Consider the following 21,182-nt stretch of genomic DNA (forward strand, 5'->3'; position numbering starts at 1 on the left):
CACCGGCGCGTCCGGCCTCGCGGCGGCCGGTCCGCTCGCCGTGGGTCCCCTCGCCCGTCCCTCCGCGGCGGCCGCCTCCGTTCTCGGTGGTCCGCTGGCCGAGACGCTGTCGGTGGTGCTGCTGGTGGCCGTCCTTCTGTGCGCGGTGATCCGGCCCTTCGGCTGGCCCGAGGCGGTCGTCGCCGTGCCCGCCGCGGCCCTGGTGCTGGCGACCGGCGCCATCTCCTGGGACCACGCCCGGGCCGAGGCCGGTCATCTGGGGCCCGTGATCGGATTCCTGGCGGCGGTGCTGGTGCTGGCCAAGTACTGCGACGACGAGGGGTTGTTCCGGGCCTGCGGGGCGTGGATGGCGCACTGGGCGGGCGCCTCTCCCGGCCGGCTGCTGACCGCCGTCTTCGCCCTCGCGTCGGCGATCACGGCGGTGCTCAGTCTGGACGCCACCATCGTGCTGCTGACCCCCGTCGTGTTCGCGACCGCCGCCCGCATGGGGGCCCGGCCCAAACCGCACGTGTACGCGTGCACGCACCTGTCGAACACCGCGTCGCTGCTGCTGCCGGTCTCCAACCTCACCAACCTGCTCGCGTTCAGCACCAGCGGGCTGAGCTTCACCCGGTTCGCCGCGCTGATGGCGCTGCCCTGGCTGGTGGCGATCGGCGCCGAGTACCTGGTGTTCCGGCGCTTCTTCGCCCGCGACCTCGCGGCTGGCGCCTCACCGGGGCCGGCCGGAACGCCGGCCGCGCCGCCGCTGTTCGCGCTCGTGACCGTCGGCTGCACCCTGGCCGGGTTCGTCGTCGCCTCGGCGGTCGGTGTCGACCCCGCCTGGTCCGCGACGGCGGGGGCCCTGGTGCTGGCGGGCCGCGCCCTGGTGCGCCGCCGCACCTCCGCGGCCGACGTGGTGCGGGCCACGGCGCCCGCGTTCCTGGCGTTCGTGCTCGCGCTCGGCATCGTCGTCCGCGCGGTGGTCGACAACGGGCTGGCCGACGCGCTCGGCCGGCTCCTGCCCGACGGCTCCTCGCCGGCCGCCCTGCTGGGCATCGCCGCGCTGGCCGCCGTCCTGGCCAACCTGATCAACAACCTGCCCGCGGTCCTCGTGCTGCTGCCGCTGGCCGCCGACTCGGGCGCGGGAGCGGTGCTGGCCGTCCTGCTCGGCGTCAACATCGGCCCCAACCTGACGTACGCGGGTTCCCTGGCGACGCTGCTGTGGCGGCGTATCGTCCATCAGCACGAACACGGCGTCGACCTGAAGGAGTTCACCCGGCTGGGCGTGATCGCCGTGCCCGCGGCGCTGGTGCCGGCCGTCCTGGCCCTGTGGGTCTCGCTCCAGGTCATCGGAGGCTGATGAACATGCGGGTGGTCGTCTGGCTGGTCGAGGGGACGTGGCGGGCCTGCGTGGACGCGGTGCGCACACACGTCCCGGAGGCGGCCGACGTGGTGCTGCTGCACGTCGCGGAGCCCGGAGTACCGGGGCTCGCGCACGGCGCCTTCGCCGGCCTCCTGGGCCGCGCGCGGTCGGAACCGGACCCGGGCGACGCCCTGGACCGGCTGGGAACGGCGTCCGGCGCGGAACTCCTCGACGCGGCGGCAGAGCGGCTGAGCGGTCCCGCGACGCGGGAGGAGCGTGCCGGACGGGCCGAGCGCGAGGTGGTCGCCGCGGCCGAGGGAGCCGACCTGCTCGTCATGGCCCGAGACGGCGACCGGGCCCGGCTCGGCCCGCACAGCCTGGGGCCGGCCGGACGCTTCGTCGTCGACCACGCCCCCTGCCCCGTGCTGCTGGTGTGGCCGGAACCCGCCCCCGGCGTCACGACCATGCCGCCGCCGCCCGAGCACCCGCCGCACCCCGAGGATCCCCCGCACCCCGGGAAACCTCCGCGTCCGCCCGGCCCCCCTCATCCGCCCGGTCCGCCGGGTCCGCCGGGTCCCTAGGCGACACCGTCCTCCCCGCCCGCCGCTCCCGCGCGCCGTCCGGCGGGGCGGCCGGGATCGCGTTCCTCCGTGCGCCGACGGCCGCGGGCCGTGGCCGGAGGCCGACTCCGTGGCCGGTGGACGCGCCTTGACGGACCGGCGGCGCACACGCTTTGATCCTGCTGTGCCGTGGCGCGACCCGGCACGCAGAAGTACGCCCAGCCGTCAGCGGACCCGCTCCGCGCGCGGCCCGAGTCGCCAGGACCGCTCACCGCGTCCGAGGCGGGGACGTGCTCGCGATTGGTGGAGCGGACATGCCCCCCGTCACACGGGCCCGTCGGGCCGGACTCCCGGCCGCCGCCGCGGCCCTGGCCGGTCTCCTCGTCCTCGCCGGCTGCGGCTCGGGCCACGACACCGGCGCCCCGGCGCCCTCCTCCCCGCCCGGTTCCTCGGCCGCGGAGTCCTCCCGCGCCTCCCGGCCCCCGAGCGCCGCCGGCACCGCTCCCGGCGGCGTCGAACTCCCGCCGCTGCACGCCGGCTTCGACTACCAGATCGGCGGCGCCTACACCCCGGCGGCCGGGGTCCGCATCGTCAGCCGCGACCGTTCCTCCACGCCAGCGCCCGGCCTGTACAACATCTGCTACGTCAACGCCTTCCAGGCGCAGCCGGAGGAACGCCGGCAGTGGCCGGCCGACCTGCTGCTGCGCGACGGGGACGGCCGGGTCGTCGTGGACGAGGACTGGAACGAGGCACTGCTGGACATCGGCACGCCGGACAAGCGCCGCCGGGTGGCGGCGCGCGTCAACCGCTGGATCGACGCGTGCGCGGACAAGGGCTTCGACGCCGTCGAGCCGGACAACTACGACAGCTACACGCGCTCCGGGAAGCTGCTGACCGCGGACGACGCGACGGCGTTCATCGCCCTGCTGTCCGCCCACGCGCACGCCCGGCACCTGGCGATCGGCCAGAAGAACACGGTCGAGCTCGCCCCGGTCAGGTCCCGGGCCGGGCTCGACTTCGCGGTGGCGGAGGAGTGCGGCGAGTACGACGAGTGCGGGGAGTACGCGAAGGCGTTCCACGACCGGGTGGTGGTCGTGGAGTACACCGACAGCGGGCTGCGCAAGGCCCGGGCGGCCTACGGCGGGCGGCTGAGCATCGTGCGCCGGGACCTGCTCGTCTCGACTCCCGGCAGCGCGCACTACGTGCGCCGCACGCGCTGAGCGGGCGGGCCGCCCGTCCGGTCCGTCGCCGCACCCGGCCGGGCCGCCGCCGGCAGGGTCCGCACCCGGCCGCCCGCCGACGGCGGGGGTTCACAGCAGGTGCAGGTCGCGGGCGCGTCGTACGGCCTCTCCCCGGCGGGTCGCGGCGAGCTTGCGGTAGACGCTCTTCAGGTGCGTCTTCACCGTGTTGACCGACAGGTGCAGGTCCGCGGCGATCTCGTCGCGCGACATCATCTGCGCCAGGCGCTCCAGGACCTCCCGCTCGCGGTCGCTGAGCGGCTCGACGACGGGGGCGGCCTGCCCCGGCGGCTCGGGCCGGGGCCGTCCCGCCGCGGCCACGACCGGCAGCCACGCGTGGCCCTGTGCCAGCACGGGCCTGCGCCCGACCAGCGCCGGCAACCAGGCGCCGGCCTCGACGAACGGACGCCTGAGGTGTTCGGGCCGGGCCGCGCGCAGGGCGTGGGCCACCAGGCGCTGGGCCGCCGGATCGTCGCCCAGCGCGGCCGCGGCCTGCGCCCGGACCAGCAGCACGCGGACCACCGTGCCGAGCCCGTCCGGCCGTTCGGCGGGCAGCGCGTCGAGCAGTGCGCGGGCTCCCGGCGCGTCACCGGCGGCGAGCCGCGCGCGGGCCGCCGCCGCGGTGACCTCCGCCCCCGCCTCCGCGACCGCCGCGGCGCCCGCGAGCCGCCCGGCGCCGAGCGCCTCCAGCGCGGCGGGCGGGTCGCCGAGGGCGAGACGGGCGGCGGACAGCAGCAGGGCGGCGCGTTCACCGGCCCACGGCGAGGGTTCGACCCGGTCGGGCCGCTCCCACTCCTCCAGGACGCGTACGGCCTCCCGCGGCCGCCCTCCGGCGAGCAGGGCCCGGGCCCGGACGAGCGCGAGTTCGGCGATCGCGACGGGATCGCGAGAGGCGGTGGAGCAGGCGGCGGCCTGGTCCAGGTGGGTCCGCGCCGCCACCAGGTCGTCGCGGTCGACGGCGACCGCCGCGAGGACGAGCTGGGCCACCCCCGTCCGCACCCCCGGCGGCAGGCCGGAGCGCTCCGCCTCGGCGACCGCGGCCCGCGCGTGCGACTCCGCGCGGCCGGGCCGGCCGTGGAGGAAGTCGATCAGGGCCAGCCGGCTGAGCGACTCGTGGCGCGGATAGGCGGTGGCGGGCCCCTCCTCGGTGGCCGCGGCGGCGGACAGCGCCGCTGTGGCCTCGGCGAAGTGTCCCGCCCACAGCTCCGCCGATCCCAGGTCGGTGAGCATGAGCGCGCGGAGTTCGGGGTGGCGGCGCAACCGGTCGGGGGACAGCGCCCGTTCCGCGTCCCGCATGTCCTCGGCGGCCGACCGCGCCAGGGCCGCGGAGCCCGTCAGCCGGGCCGCGAGGACCCGGAGCAGGGCATGGCTCAGCCGCAGGGCCGCCGGGTCGGCGCCGCCGGTCCCGTCCCCGGTCGCTTCCCCGGCCTCGCCCCCGGCTGCGTCCGGGAGGCCGCGGGCCGCGCGGTGGAGGTGGCGGAGGCCGCGGTCGACCTCGTGGCGCGCGAGGTCGCGCGCGGCGCGCACCAGGCAGGCGGCCGGCCCGGCGGCGGCCGGGGGCATGCGGGCGAACAGTCCGTCCAGGCGTTCGGCGTCGAGTCCCGTCAGCAGCCGGCCGACGGCCAGTTCGTCGATCAGCCGGTCGGTGGCGAGGTCCCACTCGCCTGCTGCCGCGGCGTGCGGCAGCGCCTGGGCGAGGAGTCCCGCGTCGCTCAGCCAGCGCGCCGCGTGCCGGCGCAGCTCGGGTTCGAGCCCGGGGCTGCGGACGCGCAGGTGGACGCGGAGGATCTCCGCGAACAGGGGATGCAGCCGGTACCAGCCGTGGCCGATCGCCTCGACGAAGGCGTTGGCGTGCAGCAGGCCGGCCAGGACGGCGCGCGCGTCGTCCCGCCCGGTCAGGGCGTCGGCGAGGTCGGGATGAATCTGGTCGAGGATGCTCGTCCGCAGCAGCAGGTCCTGGGTCTCGGCCGGCTGCGCGTCGAGGACCTCGGCCAGCAGGAAGTCGGCGAGCGTGCTCGATCCGGCCTCGAAGTCCTTGACGAAGGTGTCGGGATCGTCCGCGCCCGCGGCGGCCAGGACGCAGAGCCGCACGCCGGCCGCCCACCCCCCCGTCCCCTCGGTGAGCGCCCGGGTCGCGTCGGGCGACAGGCGCAGGTCGTGGTGGCGCAGCAGGTCGACGGTCTCGTCCACGGCGAACGCCAGGTCGGCGCCGCGCACCTCGGTGACCCGGCCGGCCGCCCGGTAGCGGTGCAGCGGCAGTTGTGGCTCGGTCCGGCCGACGAGCACCAGGCGCAGGCCGCCGCCCGCGTGGCGCAGGACGAACTGGACCTCCTCCGCCACCGCCGGCGAGTCCTCGGCGCGGTCGAAGTCGTCGAGGACGAGGACCACCGGCGCGGGGCGCTCGCTCAGCCAGGCGGCCAGCCGGGTGAGCAGCGAGTGGTCCACGTCTCCCGGGCTGGAGGGGGCTCCCACCGCGTCCGGCACGGTGATGCCGTGCCGCCGCAGCGACTCCAGCACGTACGTCCAGAAGATGCCCGGTCCCGCGTCGTCCTGTTCGACCGTCAGCCAGGCCGCGTCGCCGGGGTGGCCCCCGGTCGAGAACCAGTGGGCGGCCAGGAGGGTCTTGCCCGCGCCCGCCGGCCCGTTGACGAGCGTCAGCGGCCCGCGCACGCCCGTCGCCAGCCGCTCCACCAGGCGCGGTCTGCGGACGAAGGTGCCGGTGAGGTCCGGGACGGCGAACCGCGCGGCGAGCAGGGGTTCGCCGCCCGGTGTCAGAAGCCCTGCCATGGGGTCGGCCTCCGCGATCTCTCGGCTGCTGCGCGGTGTCCCCCCTCCGTCCGGCGCGGCGTCGGCGCCGACCGGGCCCGCCGGTCCCACCGTCCGCGGCGGGCCCGCGCCGCCGGAGCCGTCCGGTCGGGTCGGTGACGCCGGAGCCGGTGGACCGCCTCGGCACACACGCCGGAGCCGTCCTGTCCCCTGATCGTCACTCCCCCGGGCGGAACCCGCAACGCGGGTGCGCGTCGCCCGCGGCGGGTGAGGCGCACCCGGGCAGGCTCCGGTGCCATGGGTGCGGGGCGGGTGCCGGAGCCGGTGGGTCCGGCGAGCCGACGACGCCCGTGTTCCCGCGGAGGTGGTGACCGGTGAGGCACTGGCACGCGCTGATGGTGCTCGGGACGGCGCAGTTCCTGATGGTCCTGGACACGTCCGTCATGAACGTCTCCATCAGCCGACTGGTCGAGGACTTCGACACCGAGGTGACCGCCATCCAGGCCGTCATCACGCTGTACGCCCTGGTCATGGCGGCCTTCATGACGACGGGCGGGCGGCTCGGGGACATCATCGGCCGCCGGCGGCTGTTCCTGCTCGGCCTCGTCGTCTACGGCGTCGGCTCGGCCCTGACCGCCGCGGCGCCGACGCTGTGGGTGCTCGCGCTCGGCTGGTCGGTGATCGAGGGGCTGGGCGCGGCGATGGTGCTGCCGGCCATGGCGGCCCTCGTGGCCGAGGCGTACACCGGCCGGGACCGGGCGGTCGCCTACGGCGTCATCGGCGGACTCGCCGGCGCCGGCATCGCGGTCGGGCCGCTGCTGGGCGGCTGGGTGACGACGTATCTGACCTGGCGGCTGGTGTTCGTCGGGGAGGTCGTGGTCGTCCTCGTGATGCTCTTGTTCCGGCGGGTGATCGCCGAGTCCGAGCCGTCCGGGTCGCGTCCGCGGCTGGACGGGGTGGGGGTCGTGCTCTCCGCGGCCGGCCTGGGGCTGGGTGTGCTCGGGGTGCTCCAGAGCGGTACGTGGGGGTGGGTGCAGCCGCGGAACGCGCCGTTCACCGTCCTCGGGTTCGCCCCGACCCTGTTCGTGGTGGCCGCGGGCGTCGTGGTCCTCGCCCTGTTCGCCCGGTGGGAGCGGCGCCGCGAGGCCCGGGGCGACGACCCCCTGGTGCACCTGTCCCTGCTGCGGGTACCGCCCCTGCGGTCGGGGCTGCTGACGCTGGTGGGCCAGAACCTGATCCTGCTCGGGCTGTTCTTCGCCATTCCGCTGTACCTCCAGGTGGTGCAGGGCTTCGACGCGTTCCAGACCGGGGTGCGGCTGCTGCCGGTCTCCGTCACCATGCTGGCCGCCTCCGTGGTGGCCTCCCGGCTCGGCCGGGCGATGGGGCCGCGCCGGGTGGTGCGGCTCGCCCTCGCGACACTGATCGGGGCCATCGTGTGGCTGCTGGCCACCATCCGGCCGGAGATCGACGACGCCCAGTTCGCCGGGGCCATGGCGCTGCTCGGCGTGGGCATGGGCCTGCTCGCCTCGCAGTTGGGCAACGTGGTGCAGTCCAGCGTCGGCGAGGAGGAGCGCGGCGAGGCGGGGGGCCTGCAGTTCACCGGCCAGAACCTGGGGTCCGCGCTCGGCACCGCGCTCGTCGGGTCGATCCTGATCGGCGCGCTGGCCCAGTCCTTCTCCACCCAGGTGGAGAACAACCCGGACCTCTCCCAGGAGGCCAAGCAGCAGACGGGGATCGCGCTGGAGGCGGGCGTCAGCTTCGTCTCCACGGACCAGGTGCGCACCGGAGCCGAGCAGGCCGGACTGCCGCCGCCGGAGGTGGCGGCCGTCACGGACGCGTACGCGACCGCGCAACTGGGCGGTCTGAAGGCGGCCGTCCTCGCGGCGGGCGGTGTCACCCTCGCCTGCTTCCTGGTCACGGGGAATCTTCCGACGGGACGCACGCGCCGCGAGGACGGCGCCGCCCGCCCGCCCCGCGCGGGCGGGCGGGCCGACCCTCCCGGGCCGGTGTGACCGCCCCGGCGCCGGACGGCCGGATGCCGGGCGGTTCGCGGACCTGCCGGGTGCGTGTTTCACCTGAAGCGGGTGAGGGCCGCGCGCCGCGCGGTGCCCGATGATCGGGGCGAAGGGCCGTTCGCTCGCCCCAGGCCGCTCGCCGGGGAGCATGCCATGCGCTACGAGATCCGTGTCGAGGGACATCTGTCGGAGACGCTCGCCGAGGCGTTCCCGGAGATGGAGCACGTGGCCGTGTCCGGACAGACGCTGCTGTTCGGCCCCGTGGTCGACGAGGCCCACCTCTACGGGCTGCTGGCCCGCTGCCGGTCGCTGGGGCTGCGCGTGGTGGAGATGCGCCGGCTGCCGGAGTAGCGGGGAGGATCACCCGCCGAGGGTGACCCCGCGGGCGGGCGGCGGACGCCAGCCTGGAGTGCGGGAATCCACCCGCCGTCCCGTCGGCGGTCCGGCGGTGGTCCGCCCGGCCGCGTGAGGAGGAGCCATGACCGCATCGCGTGGTTCGGCACCGCACCCCGGGTCGGGGTCCGGGCCCGGTGGAACGGCCCCGGCGCCTCCGGGCGATCCGGCGGATCTGCTCGCCGGGGTGGGAGCCTCGTGGACCTGGCTGCTCGGCTCGGCGCTCGCGACGCTCGTCCCGGGTGTCCTGATCCTCGTCTGGCCCGAGGAGACCCTGCACGTCCTGGCCGTCCTGCTCGGTCTGTACCTGCTCGTCATCGGCGGCTTCCGCTTCGTGTCGGTGTTCGGTCACCGGGAGCAGGGGGACCGGCTGGCGGGTCTGCTGATCGCGGTGCTGTACGTGCTGGCCGGGGTGCTGTGCCTGCGCAACCCGATGCAGACCATCGCGGCCCTGTCGCTGATCGTCGGGGTCGTGTGGCTCGTGTCGGGTGTGCTGACCGCGTACACGGCGCTGGCCTCCCGGGATCTGCCGCACCGGGGGTTCGTGTTGTGCGCGGCGGCGATCGGCGTGATCGCGGGCGTCGTGGTCCTCGCCCTGCCGACGGAGTCGGCGCGTGCGCTGACCCGGCTGCTGGGGCTGTGGATGATCCTCATCGGCCTGGTGGAGCTGGCCGTCGCCTTCGCCTGGCGTGCGGCCGTCCGGCGTGCGCTCGCGGTCCCGCCCCGCGATCCGGACTCCCCGTTCTGACCGTCCCGGCGGTCGGGCGCCGGGACGGCGGACGACGCGATCGGGGCCGGCCTTGAGCGGAGGGGGGCCGCGCGCCCGTATCAGGAGGCATGCCGACCTTTCCCGCGATCGGGCACGACGTCCGCGTGCCGGCGGACCGCGCCACGCTCCCGGCGCCGCGGCGGTGGACCGCGGCGCCGCGCCACCGGCGGGCGGTGTTCGTGGCCGCCGTGCTGCTCCTGCTCGCGCAGATGGCGGCCGCGATGGTCAGCACCGCCGTCGAGCAGACCCCGACGATCGACGAACCCGTCTACGCCGGGACCGCGACGGTCTACGTCCAGCAGCACAGCCTGCGCTACAACCCGGAGCATCCGCCGCTCGGCAAACTGGTCATCGGCGCCGGACTGCTGGTCGCCCGCCCGCACCTCGACCCCGCGTTCACCGGCGACCAGACGGAACTGGGGCGGCACCTGCTCTACGCGTCGGGCAACGATCCGTGGCGGGTGATGCTGTGGGCCCGTCTGCCGGTGATCGTCCTGACGTTGCTGTTCGGTCTGGTGGTCCTCGCTTTCGCGCGTGAACTCGCGGGCCGGTGGGGCGGGTTGGTGGCGCTGTCGCTGTACGCGTTCTCCCCCGACGTGATCGCCCACGGGTCGCTGGCCACGCTGGACGTCCCCGCGTGCGGGTTCGTCCTGACGTCGGTGTGGCTGGCGTGGCGCGCCCGGCGGCGGCCCGCCCTGTACGTGCCGCTCGCCGGCGCGGCGCTCGGCGCGGCCGTGGCCACGAAGATGAGCACCCTGCCCGCGGTCCCGGTGCTGCTGCTCCTGGTGGCCGTCTCCGTGCGCCACGCGGGCCGGGCGGCCCGGGCCGCGGCACCGTCCGGGGGGCCCGCCGCCCCGGCGCCGGTCCCGGCCGGCGAACGGGAGCCCGCGCCCGGACCGGATGCGGGCCCGGGGCCCTCGCGTGCCGGCCGGTGGGCGCGGGTCGGCAGCGGGCTGCGCCCGTTCCGGGCGGGGGCGGCGGCAGCGGCCGGGACGGCCTTGGTCGCGACCGCGACGGTGTGGGCGGTCTATCTCGCGGTCGACCCGCGGCTGCGCTGGGACCCGCCCGCGGATCTTGCCGTGCCGACCGGTGTGCGGGCGGCGCTGGTGGACCTGCTGCCCCTCCCCCGGCCCTATCGGGACGGCATGCTCGTCCAGTTCGGCTTCGAGGACACCGCCTGGCAGGGTTTCCTCTTCGGCCGCCTGTACCGGGGAGCGCTCTGGTACTACCTGCCCGCGGCGCTGCTGGTGAAGACGCCGCTCGGCGCGGCGGCCCTGTGGACGGCCGGCGCCGGCGTGGCGGCGGCGGTGCGGCGGCTGCGGCCCGCCGCCGGGTACCTGCTGATGCCGCCGGCGGTCCTGCTGGCGGCGGCGATGACCGGTTCCCGTGACCTCGGGGTGCGCTACGCGCTGTTCGTGCCGGTGTTCCTCGCCGTCGCGGCGGGGTGCGCGGTGGTGGTGCGCCGGCCGTGGGCGACGGCCGCGACGGCGGCGCTCGTGCTGTTCGCCGCCGTCAGCTCGCTGCGGACGTATCCCTACTACCTTCCCTACGCCAACGAGGCGTTCGGCGGACCGGCCGCGACGCGGCTGCGTCTGCACGACTCCAACGTCGACTGGGGCCAGGACCTCGGGCGCCTCGCCGAACGGCTGCGCCGGGAGCACCCGCACACCCGGGTGTGGCTCGTGTACAAGGGCGCAGGGGTGCCCTCGGCCTACGGGATCGACGCGGCCGACCCGCGCACGGTGCCGCCGGAGCGGGTGCACGGCCTCCTGGCGGTCTCGGACACCGCGATCGCCAAGGCCGACGCCCGGCTGCGGGCCCTTCTCGCCACGAGTCGCCCGATCGAGGACGTGGGGCACTCGATCACCGTGTTCCGCAGGCCCTGACCGTCAGGGACGGCCGTCCTGACGGCCGGGTTCCGCCAGCAGATCCAGCGCCCGCTCCCACCGGAAGTCCCGCCGTCCGCCGTCGGGCCCGGTGTCCCCCGCGTACGGGTCGCCGAAGCGCACGCCCATCGCGCCGAGCCGCTCGACGCTCGCCCGGTAGGCGGGGTGCCGCGCCAGCGCCTCGTTCACGCAGGGCAGCACGGAGACGGGGACGCCGAGTCCGCAGGCTTCGTTCAGCGTGCCGAGCGCGAGGGTGTCCGCTATGCCGGCCGCCCACTTGTTGACGGTGTTGAAGGTGGCCGGGGCGACGGCCACCGCGGCCGGCGCGGGGAAGGGGCGCGGATCGCCGGGCGGGCGCCAGGCCGACCGGATGGGGCGGCCGGTGGCCCCCTCGACGGCCGCCACGTCGAAGAAGCCGACGCTCTGGGGCGTGGCGATGACACCCACCTCCCAGTTGCGCCGCCGCGCCGCGGTGATCAGCGTGCCGACGTCCTCGGCGACGCCCGCCGCGCAGACGACGACGTAGAGGAAGGGTGCCTCGCTCGGTTCGCTCACACCGGAACCCTAAGGGTGCCCGCCGCGGCGAGGAGGGCGGGGCCGCCCGCCGGAGCGCGGCGGCGGCACGCGTTCCGCGGTGCGCGGGTCGGCGGGTCCGCCCCCTCGGGGATACGGGACGGGCGGGGCCGCTCCGGCAGGCGCCGGACCGTCGGCCCGGGCGGCACACCTTCCGGTGACCGGGCAGGCCCCCGGCCTGACGGGCCTGGGCCCGCGCGGGGTGAGGGCCCGGGCAGGGTGGAGCCCGGGCAGGGTGGAGCCCGGGCAGGGTGGAGCCCGGGCAGGGTGGAGCCCGGGCAGGGTGGAGCCCGGGCAGGGTGGAGCCCGCCTGGGCCCGGGGATTACCGGGCCCAGGCGGGCCACGGGACCCGGGTCGGTGGGCTCGTGACCCGGGTCGGCGGCTGCGGGCCGGCGGGAGCGGGACGGACGGTCCGGGTCCGGAGGGGCGCGGCGCCGTTTCCCGGTTCCTCCGGTCGCCCCCGGCCGGGGAGGACCTCAGCTCGGCGTGACCGTGATGGCGGCGACCGGGCAGGCCCGTGCCGCCTCCCGCAGCAGGGGATCGTCCCCGGCCTCGGTGCCGCCGGGCAGCACCTCGCTGAATCCGTCGTCGTCCTGGGTGAACACCCGCGGCGCGGTGAGGGCGCACTGGCCCGCACCGATGCAGACATCCCTGTCGATCGCGATGGCGCTCGTCACGGCGGCCTCCGTCACCAGGTCACGGGGAGTTCGAGCATCCCCTGGATGGTGTCCCCGGGCTTGAAGGGGACGGCGTCCGCGGGCGCGGCCAGGCGCAGCCCGGGGAAGCGCTCGAAGAGGGACAGCAGCGCGATCTCCATCTCCGCGCGGGCGAGGTTCTGCCCGAGGCACTGGTGGATGCCGAAGCCGAACGCGACGTGGTGCCGGGCCGGCCGGTGCCAGTCCAGGGCGTCGGGGTCGGGGAAGGTCCGCGCGTCGCGGTTGACGACGGAGGTGGCGAAGACCACGCCGTCGCCGGCGCGGATCGTCCTGCCGGCCGTCTCGATGTCCTCGGTGGCCACGCGCAGCAGTCCGTCGGCGATGGACAGGAACCGCAGCAGCTCTTCGACGGCGAACGGCATCAGGCCCGGGTCGGCCCGCAGTTCGTCGAGCTGACGGGGGTGCCTCAGCAGCGTGAACGTACCCAGCGAGATCATGTTCGCCGTGGTCTCGTGACCGGCCACCAGCAGGATGGTCGCCAGCCGGATCAGCTCCTGGCGGTCGACCTCGCCCGTCAGCATCCGGTCCTGGACGAGTTCGTCGAGCAGGCCGTCGCCGGGGTCGGACCGTTTGCGGTCGATCAACGTGCCGAAGTAGTCGTCCAGTTGGCTGCGGGCGTCGTCGACGTCGGCGCCGTCCGGGCCGCGCAGCAGCCGGCGGGACTGCGCCTCGAAGAAGTCGTGGTCGGCGTAGGGGACGCCGAGCAGCGCGCAGATGACCGTGGACGGCACCGGGAGGGCGAAGTCGTTCACCAGCTCGGCCGGGGGTCCCTGACGGTCCATCCGGTCGAGCAGCCGGTCCACGGTCTCCTGGATGCGCGGGCGCAGCGCCGCGGTCCGCCGCAGCGTGAAGCTCGGTACGAGCATGCGGCGCTGGGCGTGGTGCTCGGGGTCGTCGACGCCGAGCAGCGCCACCCGGCGGTCAAAGGACCCGGCCAGCCGCGCAGTGGTCGCGGGGAACGCGGGCCGGGTGCGGTCCGAGGACAGCCGCGGGTCGGTGAGCAGGTCGCGGGCGGTCCCGTGACCGGTGACCACCCACACCGTGCGGCCGTCGAAGAGGGAGACCCGGGACAGCGGGCGGTCCTCGCGCAGCGGCCGGTAGCCGGCGGGTGGGTGGTAGGGGCACGTCCGGTGCTGCGGAAAGGCGACCGGCTCGGCGGGCGACGGCGGGGCGGTGGGGGTGGCGGGCCGGTGCGTCGGGGGTGCGTCTGTCATGAGTGACCTCGCAAGCGATGGTTCCTCTTTACCGATCTTCATTAGATGCCCCAGGCACCTATATGGCCACGCGAAGTTCGGCCAGATGCGCCGTCCGCCCGATCTGGCCGAAGCGCGGTGGGAGACCCGCCGCCGTCCCCCGCCGTCCCCCCGCCGTTGCGGCGCCCGTCCGCCGGGCGGCTTCGCACCGGTGGCCTGATCGGCTCCCGGAGGGGCCTTCCGAAAATCGTTTGCGTGCGCGGATCCGGTGCCCCGACGATCGGCGCATGCCCACGATCGAAGCGTGCCCGCCGCCGACCTCCGCCGCCGTCGTACCGGTGCGGGTCCAGCGGCAGCGCGGCCGCCGTCGGAGGCCCGGCCGTCCCACGCCGTGACGGCCGCACTGCTCGCGGGGCTCCTCGCGGGCTTCGGTATCGCGGTGCCCGTCGGCGCGGTCGGGACCTACCTGGTGTCGCTCACGGCGCGCACGTCGCCGCGGACCGGCGCCTGCGCCGCCCTGGGCGTCGCCACGGCCGACGGGCTGTACGCCCTCGTGGCGGTGCTCGGCGGTGCGGCGCTCGCCGCCGCACTCCAGCCCTTCCTGACACCGCTGCGCTGGACCTCGGCGCTGCTCCTGGCCGTGCTGGCGGCCCGTGGGGCCGTCGCGGCCGTGCGGCAGTACCGCGACCGCCGGCTCGCCGCGCGGCCACTGCCGGACCCGCCACGCCCCTCCCGCGCGTATCTGGCGCTGCTGGGGATCACGCTGCTCAATCCGGCCACGGTCGTGTACTTCGTCGCGCTGGTGCTCGGCAGCCGCTCCACCGAGGCGGTCCGGCCGCTGGAGCAGGGCGTGTTCGTGCTCGCCGCGTTCGTCGCGTCGGCCGGCTGGCAGCTGCTGCTCGCCGGGGGCGGAGCCCTGCTCGGCCGTTCCCTGACCGGCCACCGGGGACGGCTGGCGACGGGGCTGGTGTCGAGCTGCGTGATCACGCTGCTGGCCGTGCGGGTGCTCGTGGCGCCGTGACGGGCACCCGCACCGCCGGGGCGCGTCGCGATCGTCATCCGTCCGCACGCTCCGCCCGTGCGGCCCGGCCACCGGTGCGGAAGAATCCCGTCCGCTCGGGTGTTGAAGCGTGCCGACGCAGGACCGGTCCGACGCGACGATGGGACGGAAGTCATGCCACTCGAAGGCGAGTACGAACCCAGCCCGACCCAGTGGGTCCGGGATCAGGTGGAGTTGTACGAGGGGTCCGGCGGGAAGGAGGGGACGACGCTGGCGGACACCGGGCTTCCCGTGGTCATCCTGACCACGCGTGGCGCGCGCAGCGGGAAGATCCGCAAGACCCCGTTGATGCGCGTCGAGCACGACGGCCGCTACGCGGTGGTCGCCTCACTCGGCGGCGCGCCCAGGAACCCCGTCTGGTACCACAACGTGCAGTCCGACCCGCGGGTCGAGCTCCAGGACGGCCCCAACCGCAGGGAGTACACGGCACGGGAGATCACCGGCGAGGAGAAGGCCCGCTGGTGGGAGCGCGCGGTGGCGGCGTACCCCGCGTACGCCGACTACCAGCGCAAGACCGACCGGGAGATCCCCGTCTTCGTCCTGGACCCGACCGACTGATCCGCCCCGGCGGGCGCCGGGGCGGGTGCCGGTCGGGCGCCGCCCCGGCGACGCGCGCGCCTCGCGTGCCCCGCACCGATCGGGCGGCCCGGCCCGCGGGACACCGCCGTTTCGGGCGGCTGCCGGCAGACGGCCGCGAAAGCGACGTGCGTGGAGGAGCGGGCGCCGGGCATCCGGCCGTCAGGCCCCGCCGCGCTCCCCCGTCGCGGCGGGGCTTTCGTCCGCCGTGTCGTCGGCGTGGGCCCAGTCGCTCACTCCGGCCTCGCCGCGCCGCGCCGCCGCTCGTGCCGTTCGCGCGTCGGTGATGTCCAGGAAGATCTGGTCGGCGGCCGGGAAGCTGTCGGCCACGGAGCGCTTGATGCGGATGGCGACGTCCTCGACCTCCTCGCTGTCCAGGCCCGGCACGAGGTCGATCCGGGCGGCCACGAGCGTGGATTCCAGACCCAGCTCCATGGTCAGCAGCGTCTCGACGCTGTCGATCTCGGGCTGCTCGGTCAGCAGGTGCCGGATGCGGTCGCTCTCCTCCTTGTCGAGGGACCGCCCGATGAGCTGGTCCCGTGCGTCCCGGCCGAGCCAGAAGGCGACGAAGACGAGCAGTCCGCCGATCGCGAAGGACGCCGACGCCTCCCAGACGACCTGGCCGGTGACCATGTGGAGCACCATGCCGATGATCGCGAGGGTGACGCCGAGCACCGCGGTGCCGTCCTCGGCGACGACCGTCCGCAGGGCCGGGTCCTTCATTCCCGCGGTCCCGCCCTGGTGGCGCACCTGGAAGAGGGCCCGCAGCAGGGAGGCTCCCTCGGCCAGCAGGGCGACGACCAGGACGGCGATGCCCGCCATGTAGCCGCCGAAGCTCTCCTCGGCTCCGTTGTGCAGGGCCTCGAAGCCCTGGAAGAAGGAGAAGCAGCCGCCCATGACGAAGATGCCGACCGCGGCCAGCAGCGACCAGAAGAAGCGCTCCTTGCCGTAGCCGAAGGGATGGCGGTTGTCGGCGGGGCGCTTGCTCCGGCGGAGCGCGGCCAGCAGGAAGACTTCGTTCAGGCTGTCCGCCACGGAGTGGGCGGCCTCGGACAGCAGCGCGGGCGAGCCCGCGATCAGGCCACCGACCGCCTTGGCCACGGCGATCAGCAGATTGGCGCCGAGTGCCACGAACACGGTGACCCGCGTTCTGCTGTCGTCGCTCTCGCCCTCGCCCTTGTCCCGCCCGGCCGCGCCGGTGTCCGGCTGTTCCTTCGTGTCTTCACTGGTCACCCCGGCCGGTTTCCCCTGCCCAGGCGCCTCAACCATGCGGGCGGAGGGAATCGGTGGGCATACTGCGGGCACCCGTACCGCGTCGGACCGGGCGGCCCGGCCACGGCCGCCCTGCACGGAGAGCGAGAAGGAGCCCCAGTGTCCAAGAAGCAGAAGAAGCAGAAGCTGTCCCTGGCCTACAAGCCCGTCGGCTTCGTGCTGAGCTGGGCCGGAGGCTCCCTGGCCGGGCTCGCCTTCCAGAAGACCTGGATGGCCATCCGGCACGAGGACAACGCCCCAGACGCCCTGGACCGGGACCGCGGCTGGGGCGAGGTGCTGCTCGCCGCCGCCATCCAGGGCGCGATCTTCGCCGTCGTGCGCAGCGCGGTGGACCGGTCGGGCGCGAAGGCCATCGAGCGTTCGACGGGGGTGTGGCCGGCCGCCGCCACATCGGGGGGCCGCGACTGAGCCGGCGGGCGGAACCGGTCCCCGTCCCCGGGGACGGGGACCGGTTCCGCCCGCGCAGGCCGTCAGCCCGTGTGTCAGCCCTGCTTCGGCGCGTCGGAGGGGGCGCGCCTGAGGGTGAAGGAGTGCCCCGCCGGGTCCGCGTAGCCGCGTTCCTCGTAGGGGCCCGGCAGGTCCTTGGTCTCCACCGGGCGTCCCCCGAGGCCGACGACCCGGCGCTCCGCCTCGTCGAGGTCCTCGACGAGGAAGTCGAGGTGGGCCTGGAAGGAGTTCTCCGGGCGCGGCCAGCTCGGCGGGGTGACGTTCGTGTCCCTGCGGAAGGCCATCCGCAGGCCGTCGGCGGCCTTGATCTCCACGCGGTTGGCCCCGGCGTCCGTCTCCCGCCCATCGAGCAGGTCCTTGTAGAACGCCGCGAGTTTCTCCGGCTCCGCGCAGTCCAGCACGACGACCGCTGCCGTGACGAGTGCCATCTGTCCTCCGTAGTCTCCCGGGACGACGGGCGGCGTCCGGCCGCCACTGCCCTGCCTTCCCGGGTTGCCCCGTCCGGCCGATTCAGTCGGCCGCCCGCCGTCGTGCACCATCCCGCCCGGAGGGTTCGTCCGCGGCGCGCCGGGTCCGAAGCCTCCGGGGCCGGGACGGGGAAGTACCGGTGGGGCGTGGCGAGTTCACGGGTGTCGTGGGCCGCCGTTCCCGCGAGCGCGTCGGCCGCCGCCGGTTCGGCGGCCCCCTCACCCCGCGCGCCGATCACGAGCGCGTCCACCGCGTCGCGCCCCCGTGACGACGCCGGCCTCGTGCGACGGGCCCGCGCGCGACCCCGCCGACCCGGGCCGCGGCCCCGCCGCGCGTCCCGGAGGCGACCACGGTCACCCGGACCAAGCCCGTCGGCGGAGCCGGAAGGGCCGAACGCGTGATGTGCTGGACAGGTGTCCCGTTATAGTGGACACCTGTCCATGAAACATGCCCTCGGAGGGAACCCGACGATGCAGACGGTCTCGAACGTGCTGGTCGGCCTGGTGGCCGCGCTGCACGGGTACATCCTGGTGCTGGAGATGTTCCTCTGGGAGCGCGAGCCGGGCCGCCGCCTGCACGGGTTCGACGCGGAGACGGCGCGCCGGACCGCGCCGCTCGCCGCCAACCAGGGGCTGTACAACGGCTTCCTGGCCGCGGGACTGGTGTGGGGACTCGTCGCCGCCGACCCCACCGGGTTCCGCGTCCAGATCTTCTTCCTCTGCTGCGTCGTGGTCGCCGGCATGTACGGGGCGGCCACGGCCAACCGCCGCATCCTCGTCGCCCAGGCCCTGCCCGGCGGCGTCGCCCTGGCCGCCGTCCTCGCCGCCCGGTGACCCCCGAGGACCCGCGCGCCGCCCGGACCCGCGCGAAGCTGCGGCAGGCGCTGCTCGACGAGTGCGCCGAACGTCCGCTGGAGGAGACCGGGGTGGCCGCGCTGGTGCGGCGGGCGGGGGTGGGCCGGGCGACCTTCTACGTGCACTACCGCGACCTGGAGGCACTGGCCGTCGACGCCTGCGCCGGCGTCGTACGGGAGGCGGTCGACGCGCTGCACGCGTGGCGCGGACTCCCCGACCCGGTGTCGGCACCGCCCGCGCTGCACGCCTTCTTCATTGCACTCGCCCCGCACGCCGGCCTCTACCGCTCGCTGCTCCGCCCGGGCGGCGGCGGCCCGCTGGGACGCGTCCTGCACCACGACCTGCGGGAGCGCAGTCTCGCCGAGCGCACCCTCGCCGGGGCGCCGGACGCCCCGCTCGTGGCCTCCGCGGTGGCGGCCACCTTCGCCGGCGTCCTCGCCGACTGGCTGCACGGTCTGCTGGAGGGCTCCGCGGACGCCGTCGCCGACCAGGTCTGGCAACTGCTCGTCGCCCTGCACCGGAGCCGGTAGGCCGGCTCCGGCCTCCCGCACGGCCGCGCCCCGCGCGCCGCCTCCCTGTGCAGGGCCGGAGGGGCGGCGCGGCCGCGCACCGGCGACACCGGAGGACGGGAGACCGGGTTTCCGGCGGGAGGGGCGACGTTCCGACGACGCGCGACCGGCGACGGGCGACCGGCGACCGGCGACGTTCGACGGTCCCGGGCGCCCGCGCGGGGGCGGGACTCGGCCGCCGCGGAGCCGGACGGGGGCCGGTCGGGTCAGCGGGCCGCCTGGAACGTCCGCCGGTAGGCCTGCGGCGAGACCCCGATCGTCGCGTGCAGATGCTGGCGCAGGGACGCGCCGGTGGCGAAGCCGACCTCGCCGGCGATCTGGTCCACCGGGAGATCGCTGGCCTCCAGCAGGTGGCGGGCGCGCGCCACGCGCTGCTGGATGAGCCAGCGGCCCGGGCTCATCCCCACCTCGTCGTTGAAGCGGCGGGCGAAGGTCCGCAGGCTCATCCGGGCATGGGCGGCGAGGTCGGCGAGGGTCAGCGGGTCCCCCAGCCGGGCCAGCGCCCAGGCCCGCGTCGCCGCCGTACTCGCCGTGGAGAACTCCGGTACGGGCAGCTCGATGTACTGGGCCTGGCCGCCTTCGCGCAGGGGCGGCACCACACAGCGCCGGGCCACCCGGTTGGCGAGTTCGCTGCCGTGGTCCTCGCGCAGGATGTGCAGGCAGATGTCGATGCCGGAGGCCGCGCCGGCGGAGGTGAGGATCTCCCCGTCGTCGACGAACAGGACGTCGGGGTCCAGGAGCACCCGCGGGAACATGCGCCGGAACTCCTCCGCGACGCACCAGTGCGTGGTCGCCCGCCGGCCGTCCAGCAGGCCGGCGGCGGCCAGCACGAACGCGCCGGTGCAGATGGAGACGATGCGGGTGCCGGGCCGGATGTGCGCGAGCGCCGCCGCCACGTCGTCGGTGAGCGCGGACGTGACCCTGGCCGGGGTGACCGCCGCGACGACCACCGTGTCCGCCGTGCCGAGGATCTCGGGACCGTGCTCGACGGTGACGGAGAAGTCGGCGTCGGTGCGGACGGGACCTCCGTCGACCGTGCAGGTCAGCACCTCGTACCGCCCCTCGGCCGCCCCGAAGATCCGGCTGGGCATGCCCAGTTCGAAGGGGTAGACGCCGTCGAGTGCCAGCACGACCACCCGCTCCACACGGCCCGCCGCGCGGGCCTGCCCGACCCGCTCCCGCGGCCCGGCCGCCGGGCCGCAGGGCCGCACCCGCGCCCCGCGCTCCACGGCCGTCCGGCCCGCGCCTTCCACCTGGTCCATCCGCTCCGCCCGATCCTCTCGGTCCCGTCGATCCCCGGGGGCCGCCCGGTGCCTGTCGCCCCTGGCAACCCTTGGCACGATCGTATCGAAGGTTGGCAATCATGCCATTTCCCGATCGGGCGCGGCCCGGCAGGCTGGTTCACCATGAGCACTGTGAACACCATGCGAGCCATCAGCCAGAACGTCCTCGGCGGCCCCGAGGTCCTCGAAGAAGTGACCGTGGAACGCCCCGCGCCGCGGCCGAACGAGATCCTCGTCCGGGTCCGGGCGGCCGGGGTCAACCCGACCGACTGGAAGCACCGCGCGAACGGCGGTTTCCTCGGTGAACCGCCGTTCGTCCTCGGCTGGGACGTCTCCGGCGTGGTCGAGGCGACCGGGATCGGGGTCGCCTCCTTCCGGCCCGGCGACGAGGTCTTCGGCATGCTGTCCTACCCCTTCGGCCACGGCTCGCACGCCGAGTACGTGAGCGCGCCCGCCCGGGCCTTCACCCTGAAGCCCTCCTCGATCGACCACACGCAGGCCGCCGCGCTCCCGCTGGTCTCCCTCACCGCGTGGCAGGCGCTGACCGAGCGGGCGGACGTGCGGCCCGGACAGCGAGTGCTGATCCACGCGGCGGCGGGCGGGGTCGGCCACGTGGCCGTGCAGATCGCCAAGGCGCGCGGCGCGTACGTGATCGGGACGGCGAGCGCCGGCAAGCACGACTTCCTGCGGTCCATCGGCGTCGACGAGCCGATCGACTACACCGCCGTCGACGTCTCCGAGACGGTGCGCGACGTCGACGTGGTGCTGGACACGATCGGTGGCGAGACCGGGCTGGGCTCGCTGCGGGTGCTGCGCCCCGGTGGCGTGGTCGTCTCGATCATCCCCGTCGGTTCCGACGACTTCTACCAGGAGGCGGAGCGGCTCGGGGTGCGGGCCGTGCGGATGCTGGTCGACGCCGACCAGGCGGGGATGCGGGCGGTGGCCGGACTCGTCGAGGAGGGAGCGCTGCGGGCGACGGTCGCGCAGACCTTCCCGCTGGGCGAGGCGGCCAAGGCCCACGCGCTGGGCGAGACCGGGCGGACGACGGGGAAGCTCGTGCTGGTCGTCGACTGACGGCGGGCCGCTCCCCCGGTGCGGGCCCCGTCGTTCGACCGGGGCCCGCACCTGCGGCGGCAGCCCTCGACCGCCGTGCCGCGCGGACCCGCCCGGCCGGCCGCACGCCCCCGGCCTCGAAGCCGGG

General features: G+C 75.7%; 20 protein-coding genes. 13 read left to right on the forward strand and 7 right to left on the reverse strand.

Annotation, left to right across the window (positions count from 1 at the left end; translation table 11 throughout):
• Positions 1-40 precede the first annotated feature (40 nt).
• The 3 genes from ACGFS9_RS10950 to ACGFS9_RS10960 all read left to right on the forward strand — a co-directional run bounded on the left by ACGFS9_RS10950 (position 41) and on the right by ACGFS9_RS10960 (position 3,122).
• The gene (locus ACGFS9_RS10950; protein ID WP_393252613.1) at positions 41-1,339 is read left to right on the forward strand and encodes an arsenic transporter; all 1,299 of its coding nucleotides are present in this window, start codon (positions 41-43) and stop codon (positions 1,337-1,339) included.
• Positions 1,339-1,923, forward strand: a complete 585-nt coding sequence (locus ACGFS9_RS10955) for a universal stress protein (protein WP_393252188.1) — start codon at positions 1,339-1,341, stop codon at positions 1,921-1,923. Before ACGFS9_RS10950 ends, ACGFS9_RS10955 begins: the two co-directional genes overlap by 1 nt.
• A 293-nt stretch (positions 1,924-2,216) precedes the next feature.
• Positions 2,217-3,122, forward strand: a complete 906-nt coding sequence (locus tag ACGFS9_RS10960; protein WP_393252190.1) for an endo alpha-1,4 polygalactosaminidase — start codon at positions 2,217-2,219, stop codon at positions 3,120-3,122.
• Positions 3,123-3,212: 90 nt separating this feature from the next.
• Here ACGFS9_RS10960 and ACGFS9_RS10965 read toward each other — a convergent pair whose 3' ends face one another.
• The gene (locus tag ACGFS9_RS10965; RefSeq protein ID WP_393252192.1) at positions 3,213-5,927 is read right to left on the reverse strand and encodes a LuxR C-terminal-related transcriptional regulator; all 2,715 of its coding nucleotides are present in this window, start codon (positions 5,925-5,927) and stop codon (positions 3,213-3,215) included.
• Positions 5,928-6,280: 353 nt separating this feature from the next.
• On the opposite strand from ACGFS9_RS10965, the gene ACGFS9_RS10970 reads away from it, so the two are divergent.
• From ACGFS9_RS10970 to ACGFS9_RS10985, 4 genes are all read left to right on the forward strand, one after another.
• On the forward strand, positions 6,281-7,918 hold the full coding sequence (locus tag ACGFS9_RS10970; RefSeq protein ID WP_393252194.1) for an MFS transporter: 1,638 nt from the start codon (positions 6,281-6,283) through the stop codon (positions 7,916-7,918).
• A gap of 156 nt (positions 7,919-8,074) precedes the next feature.
• Positions 8,075-8,272, forward strand: a complete 198-nt coding sequence (locus ACGFS9_RS10975; protein ID WP_393252195.1) for a hypothetical protein — start codon at positions 8,075-8,077, stop codon at positions 8,270-8,272.
• Between the two features lie 127 nt (positions 8,273-8,399).
• The gene (locus ACGFS9_RS10980) at positions 8,400-9,062 is read left to right on the forward strand and encodes an HdeD family acid-resistance protein (RefSeq protein WP_393252197.1); all 663 of its coding nucleotides are present in this window, start codon (positions 8,400-8,402) and stop codon (positions 9,060-9,062) included.
• Between the two features lie 89 nt (positions 9,063-9,151).
• Entirely contained in the window at positions 9,152-10,969 is a 1,818-nt protein-coding gene (locus ACGFS9_RS10985; RefSeq protein ID WP_393252199.1) for an ArnT family glycosyltransferase, read from the forward strand.
• A gap of 3 nt (positions 10,970-10,972) precedes the next feature.
• Here ACGFS9_RS10985 and ACGFS9_RS10990 read toward each other — a convergent pair whose 3' ends face one another.
• The 3 genes from ACGFS9_RS10990 to ACGFS9_RS11000 form a co-directional block, all read right to left on the reverse strand.
• Positions 10,973-11,524 carry a flavoprotein gene (locus tag ACGFS9_RS10990; RefSeq protein WP_393252201.1) on the reverse strand — a complete coding sequence of 184 codons (552 nt, stop codon included), beginning with the start codon at positions 11,522-11,524 and terminating at the stop codon, positions 10,973-10,975.
• 495 nt (positions 11,525-12,019) lie between these two features.
• On the reverse strand, positions 12,020-12,220 hold the full coding sequence (locus ACGFS9_RS10995; protein ID WP_393252203.1) for a ferredoxin: 201 nt from the start codon (positions 12,218-12,220) through the stop codon (positions 12,020-12,022).
• Positions 12,221-12,231: 11 nt separating this feature from the next.
• Complete coding sequence (locus ACGFS9_RS11000; protein WP_393252205.1) at positions 12,232-13,473, reverse strand: cytochrome P450; 1,242 nt, start codon at positions 13,471-13,473, stop codon at positions 12,232-12,234.
• Between the two features lie 370 nt (positions 13,474-13,843).
• Here ACGFS9_RS11000 and ACGFS9_RS11005 point away from each other — a divergent pair, with 370 nt between their 5' ends.
• Together ACGFS9_RS11005 and ACGFS9_RS11010 are read left to right on the forward strand one after the other, a co-directional pair.
• Entirely contained in the window at positions 13,844-14,473 is a 630-nt protein-coding gene (locus ACGFS9_RS11005; protein ID WP_393252207.1) for a LysE family transporter, read from the forward strand.
• 153 nt (positions 14,474-14,626) lie between these two features.
• Entirely contained in the window at positions 14,627-15,070 is a 444-nt protein-coding gene (locus ACGFS9_RS11010) for a nitroreductase family deazaflavin-dependent oxidoreductase (protein WP_393252208.1), read from the forward strand.
• A 180-nt stretch (positions 15,071-15,250) separates the two neighbouring features.
• Here ACGFS9_RS11010 and ACGFS9_RS11015 read toward each other — a convergent pair whose 3' ends face one another.
• Positions 15,251-16,225 carry a cation diffusion facilitator family transporter gene (locus tag ACGFS9_RS11015; RefSeq protein ID WP_393252614.1) on the reverse strand — a complete coding sequence of 325 codons (975 nt, stop codon included), beginning with the start codon at positions 16,223-16,225 and terminating at the stop codon, positions 15,251-15,253.
• 234 nt (positions 16,226-16,459) lie between these two features.
• Between ACGFS9_RS11015 and ACGFS9_RS11020 the strand changes: the two genes are divergently transcribed.
• A complete protein-coding gene (locus ACGFS9_RS11020; RefSeq protein WP_393252210.1) occupies positions 16,460-16,768 on the forward strand; it encodes a DUF4235 domain-containing protein in 309 nt (102 codons plus the stop codon).
• Positions 16,769-16,842: 74 nt separating this feature from the next.
• Here ACGFS9_RS11020 and ACGFS9_RS11025 read toward each other — a convergent pair whose 3' ends face one another.
• On the reverse strand, positions 16,843-17,235 hold the full coding sequence (locus tag ACGFS9_RS11025) for a VOC family protein (protein WP_393252211.1): 393 nt from the start codon (positions 17,233-17,235) through the stop codon (positions 16,843-16,845).
• A 510-nt stretch (positions 17,236-17,745) separates the two neighbouring features.
• Here ACGFS9_RS11025 and ACGFS9_RS11030 point away from each other — a divergent pair.
• On the forward strand, positions 17,746-18,108 hold the full coding sequence (locus tag ACGFS9_RS11030; RefSeq protein ID WP_393252615.1) for a DUF1304 domain-containing protein: 363 nt from the start codon (positions 17,746-17,748) through the stop codon (positions 18,106-18,108).
• Entirely contained in the window at positions 18,105-18,659 is a 555-nt protein-coding gene (locus tag ACGFS9_RS11035; protein WP_393252212.1) for a TetR/AcrR family transcriptional regulator, read from the forward strand. The genes ACGFS9_RS11030 and ACGFS9_RS11035 overlap by 4 nt, the downstream gene beginning before the upstream one ends.
• Positions 18,660-18,904: 245 nt before the next feature.
• Here ACGFS9_RS11035 and ACGFS9_RS11040 read toward each other — a convergent pair whose 3' ends face one another.
• Positions 18,905-19,789, reverse strand: a complete 885-nt coding sequence (locus ACGFS9_RS11040; RefSeq protein WP_393252616.1) for a GlxA family transcriptional regulator — start codon at positions 19,787-19,789, stop codon at positions 18,905-18,907.
• Between the two features lie 315 nt (positions 19,790-20,104).
• On the opposite strand from ACGFS9_RS11040, the gene ACGFS9_RS11045 reads away from it, so the two are divergent.
• The gene (locus tag ACGFS9_RS11045; RefSeq protein ID WP_393252214.1) at positions 20,105-21,055 is read left to right on the forward strand and encodes an NADP-dependent oxidoreductase; all 951 of its coding nucleotides are present in this window, start codon (positions 20,105-20,107) and stop codon (positions 21,053-21,055) included.
• Positions 21,056-21,182: the final 127 nt, after the last annotated feature.

This window comes from Streptomyces sp. NPDC048566, assembly GCF_043199735.1.
Taxonomy (GTDB): domain Bacteria; phylum Actinomycetota; class Actinomycetes; order Streptomycetales; family Streptomycetaceae; genus Streptomyces.

Excerpts from the sequence above, each read along its gene's own strand:
- ACGFS9_RS11045 (WP_393252214.1), top strand. The coding sequence starts at position 20,105 with ATGAGCACTGTGAACACCATGCGAGCCATCAGCCAGAACGTCCTCGGC.
- ACGFS9_RS10980 (WP_393252197.1), top strand. The coding sequence starts at position 8,400 with ATGACCGCATCGCGTGGTTCGGCACCGCACCCCGGGTCGGGGTCCGGG.
- ACGFS9_RS11025 (WP_393252211.1), bottom strand. The coding sequence starts at position 17,235 with ATGGCACTCGTCACGGCAGCGGTCGTCGTGCTGGACTGCGCGGAGCCG.
- ACGFS9_RS10955 (WP_393252188.1), top strand. The coding sequence starts at position 1,339 with ATGAACATGCGGGTGGTCGTCTGGCTGGTCGAGGGGACGTGGCGGGCC.
- ACGFS9_RS11030 (WP_393252615.1), top strand. The coding sequence starts at position 17,746 with ATGCAGACGGTCTCGAACGTGCTGGTCGGCCTGGTGGCCGCGCTGCAC.
- ACGFS9_RS11040 (WP_393252616.1), bottom strand. The coding sequence starts at position 19,789 with ATGCCCAGCCGGATCTTCGGGGCGGCCGAGGGGCGGTACGAGGTGCTG.
- ACGFS9_RS10975 (WP_393252195.1), top strand. The coding sequence starts at position 8,075 with ATGCGCTACGAGATCCGTGTCGAGGGACATCTGTCGGAGACGCTCGCC.
- ACGFS9_RS11000 (WP_393252205.1), bottom strand. The coding sequence starts at position 13,473 with ATGACAGACGCACCCCCGACGCACCGGCCCGCCACCCCCACCGCCCCG.
- ACGFS9_RS10985 (WP_393252199.1), top strand. The coding sequence starts at position 9,152 with ATGCCGACCTTTCCCGCGATCGGGCACGACGTCCGCGTGCCGGCGGAC.
- ACGFS9_RS10960 (WP_393252190.1), top strand. The coding sequence starts at position 2,217 with ATGCCCCCCGTCACACGGGCCCGTCGGGCCGGACTCCCGGCCGCCGCC.
- ACGFS9_RS10965 (WP_393252192.1), bottom strand. The coding sequence starts at position 5,927 with ATGGCAGGGCTTCTGACACCGGGCGGCGAACCCCTGCTCGCCGCGCGG.
- ACGFS9_RS11010 (WP_393252208.1), top strand. The coding sequence starts at position 14,627 with ATGCCACTCGAAGGCGAGTACGAACCCAGCCCGACCCAGTGGGTCCGG.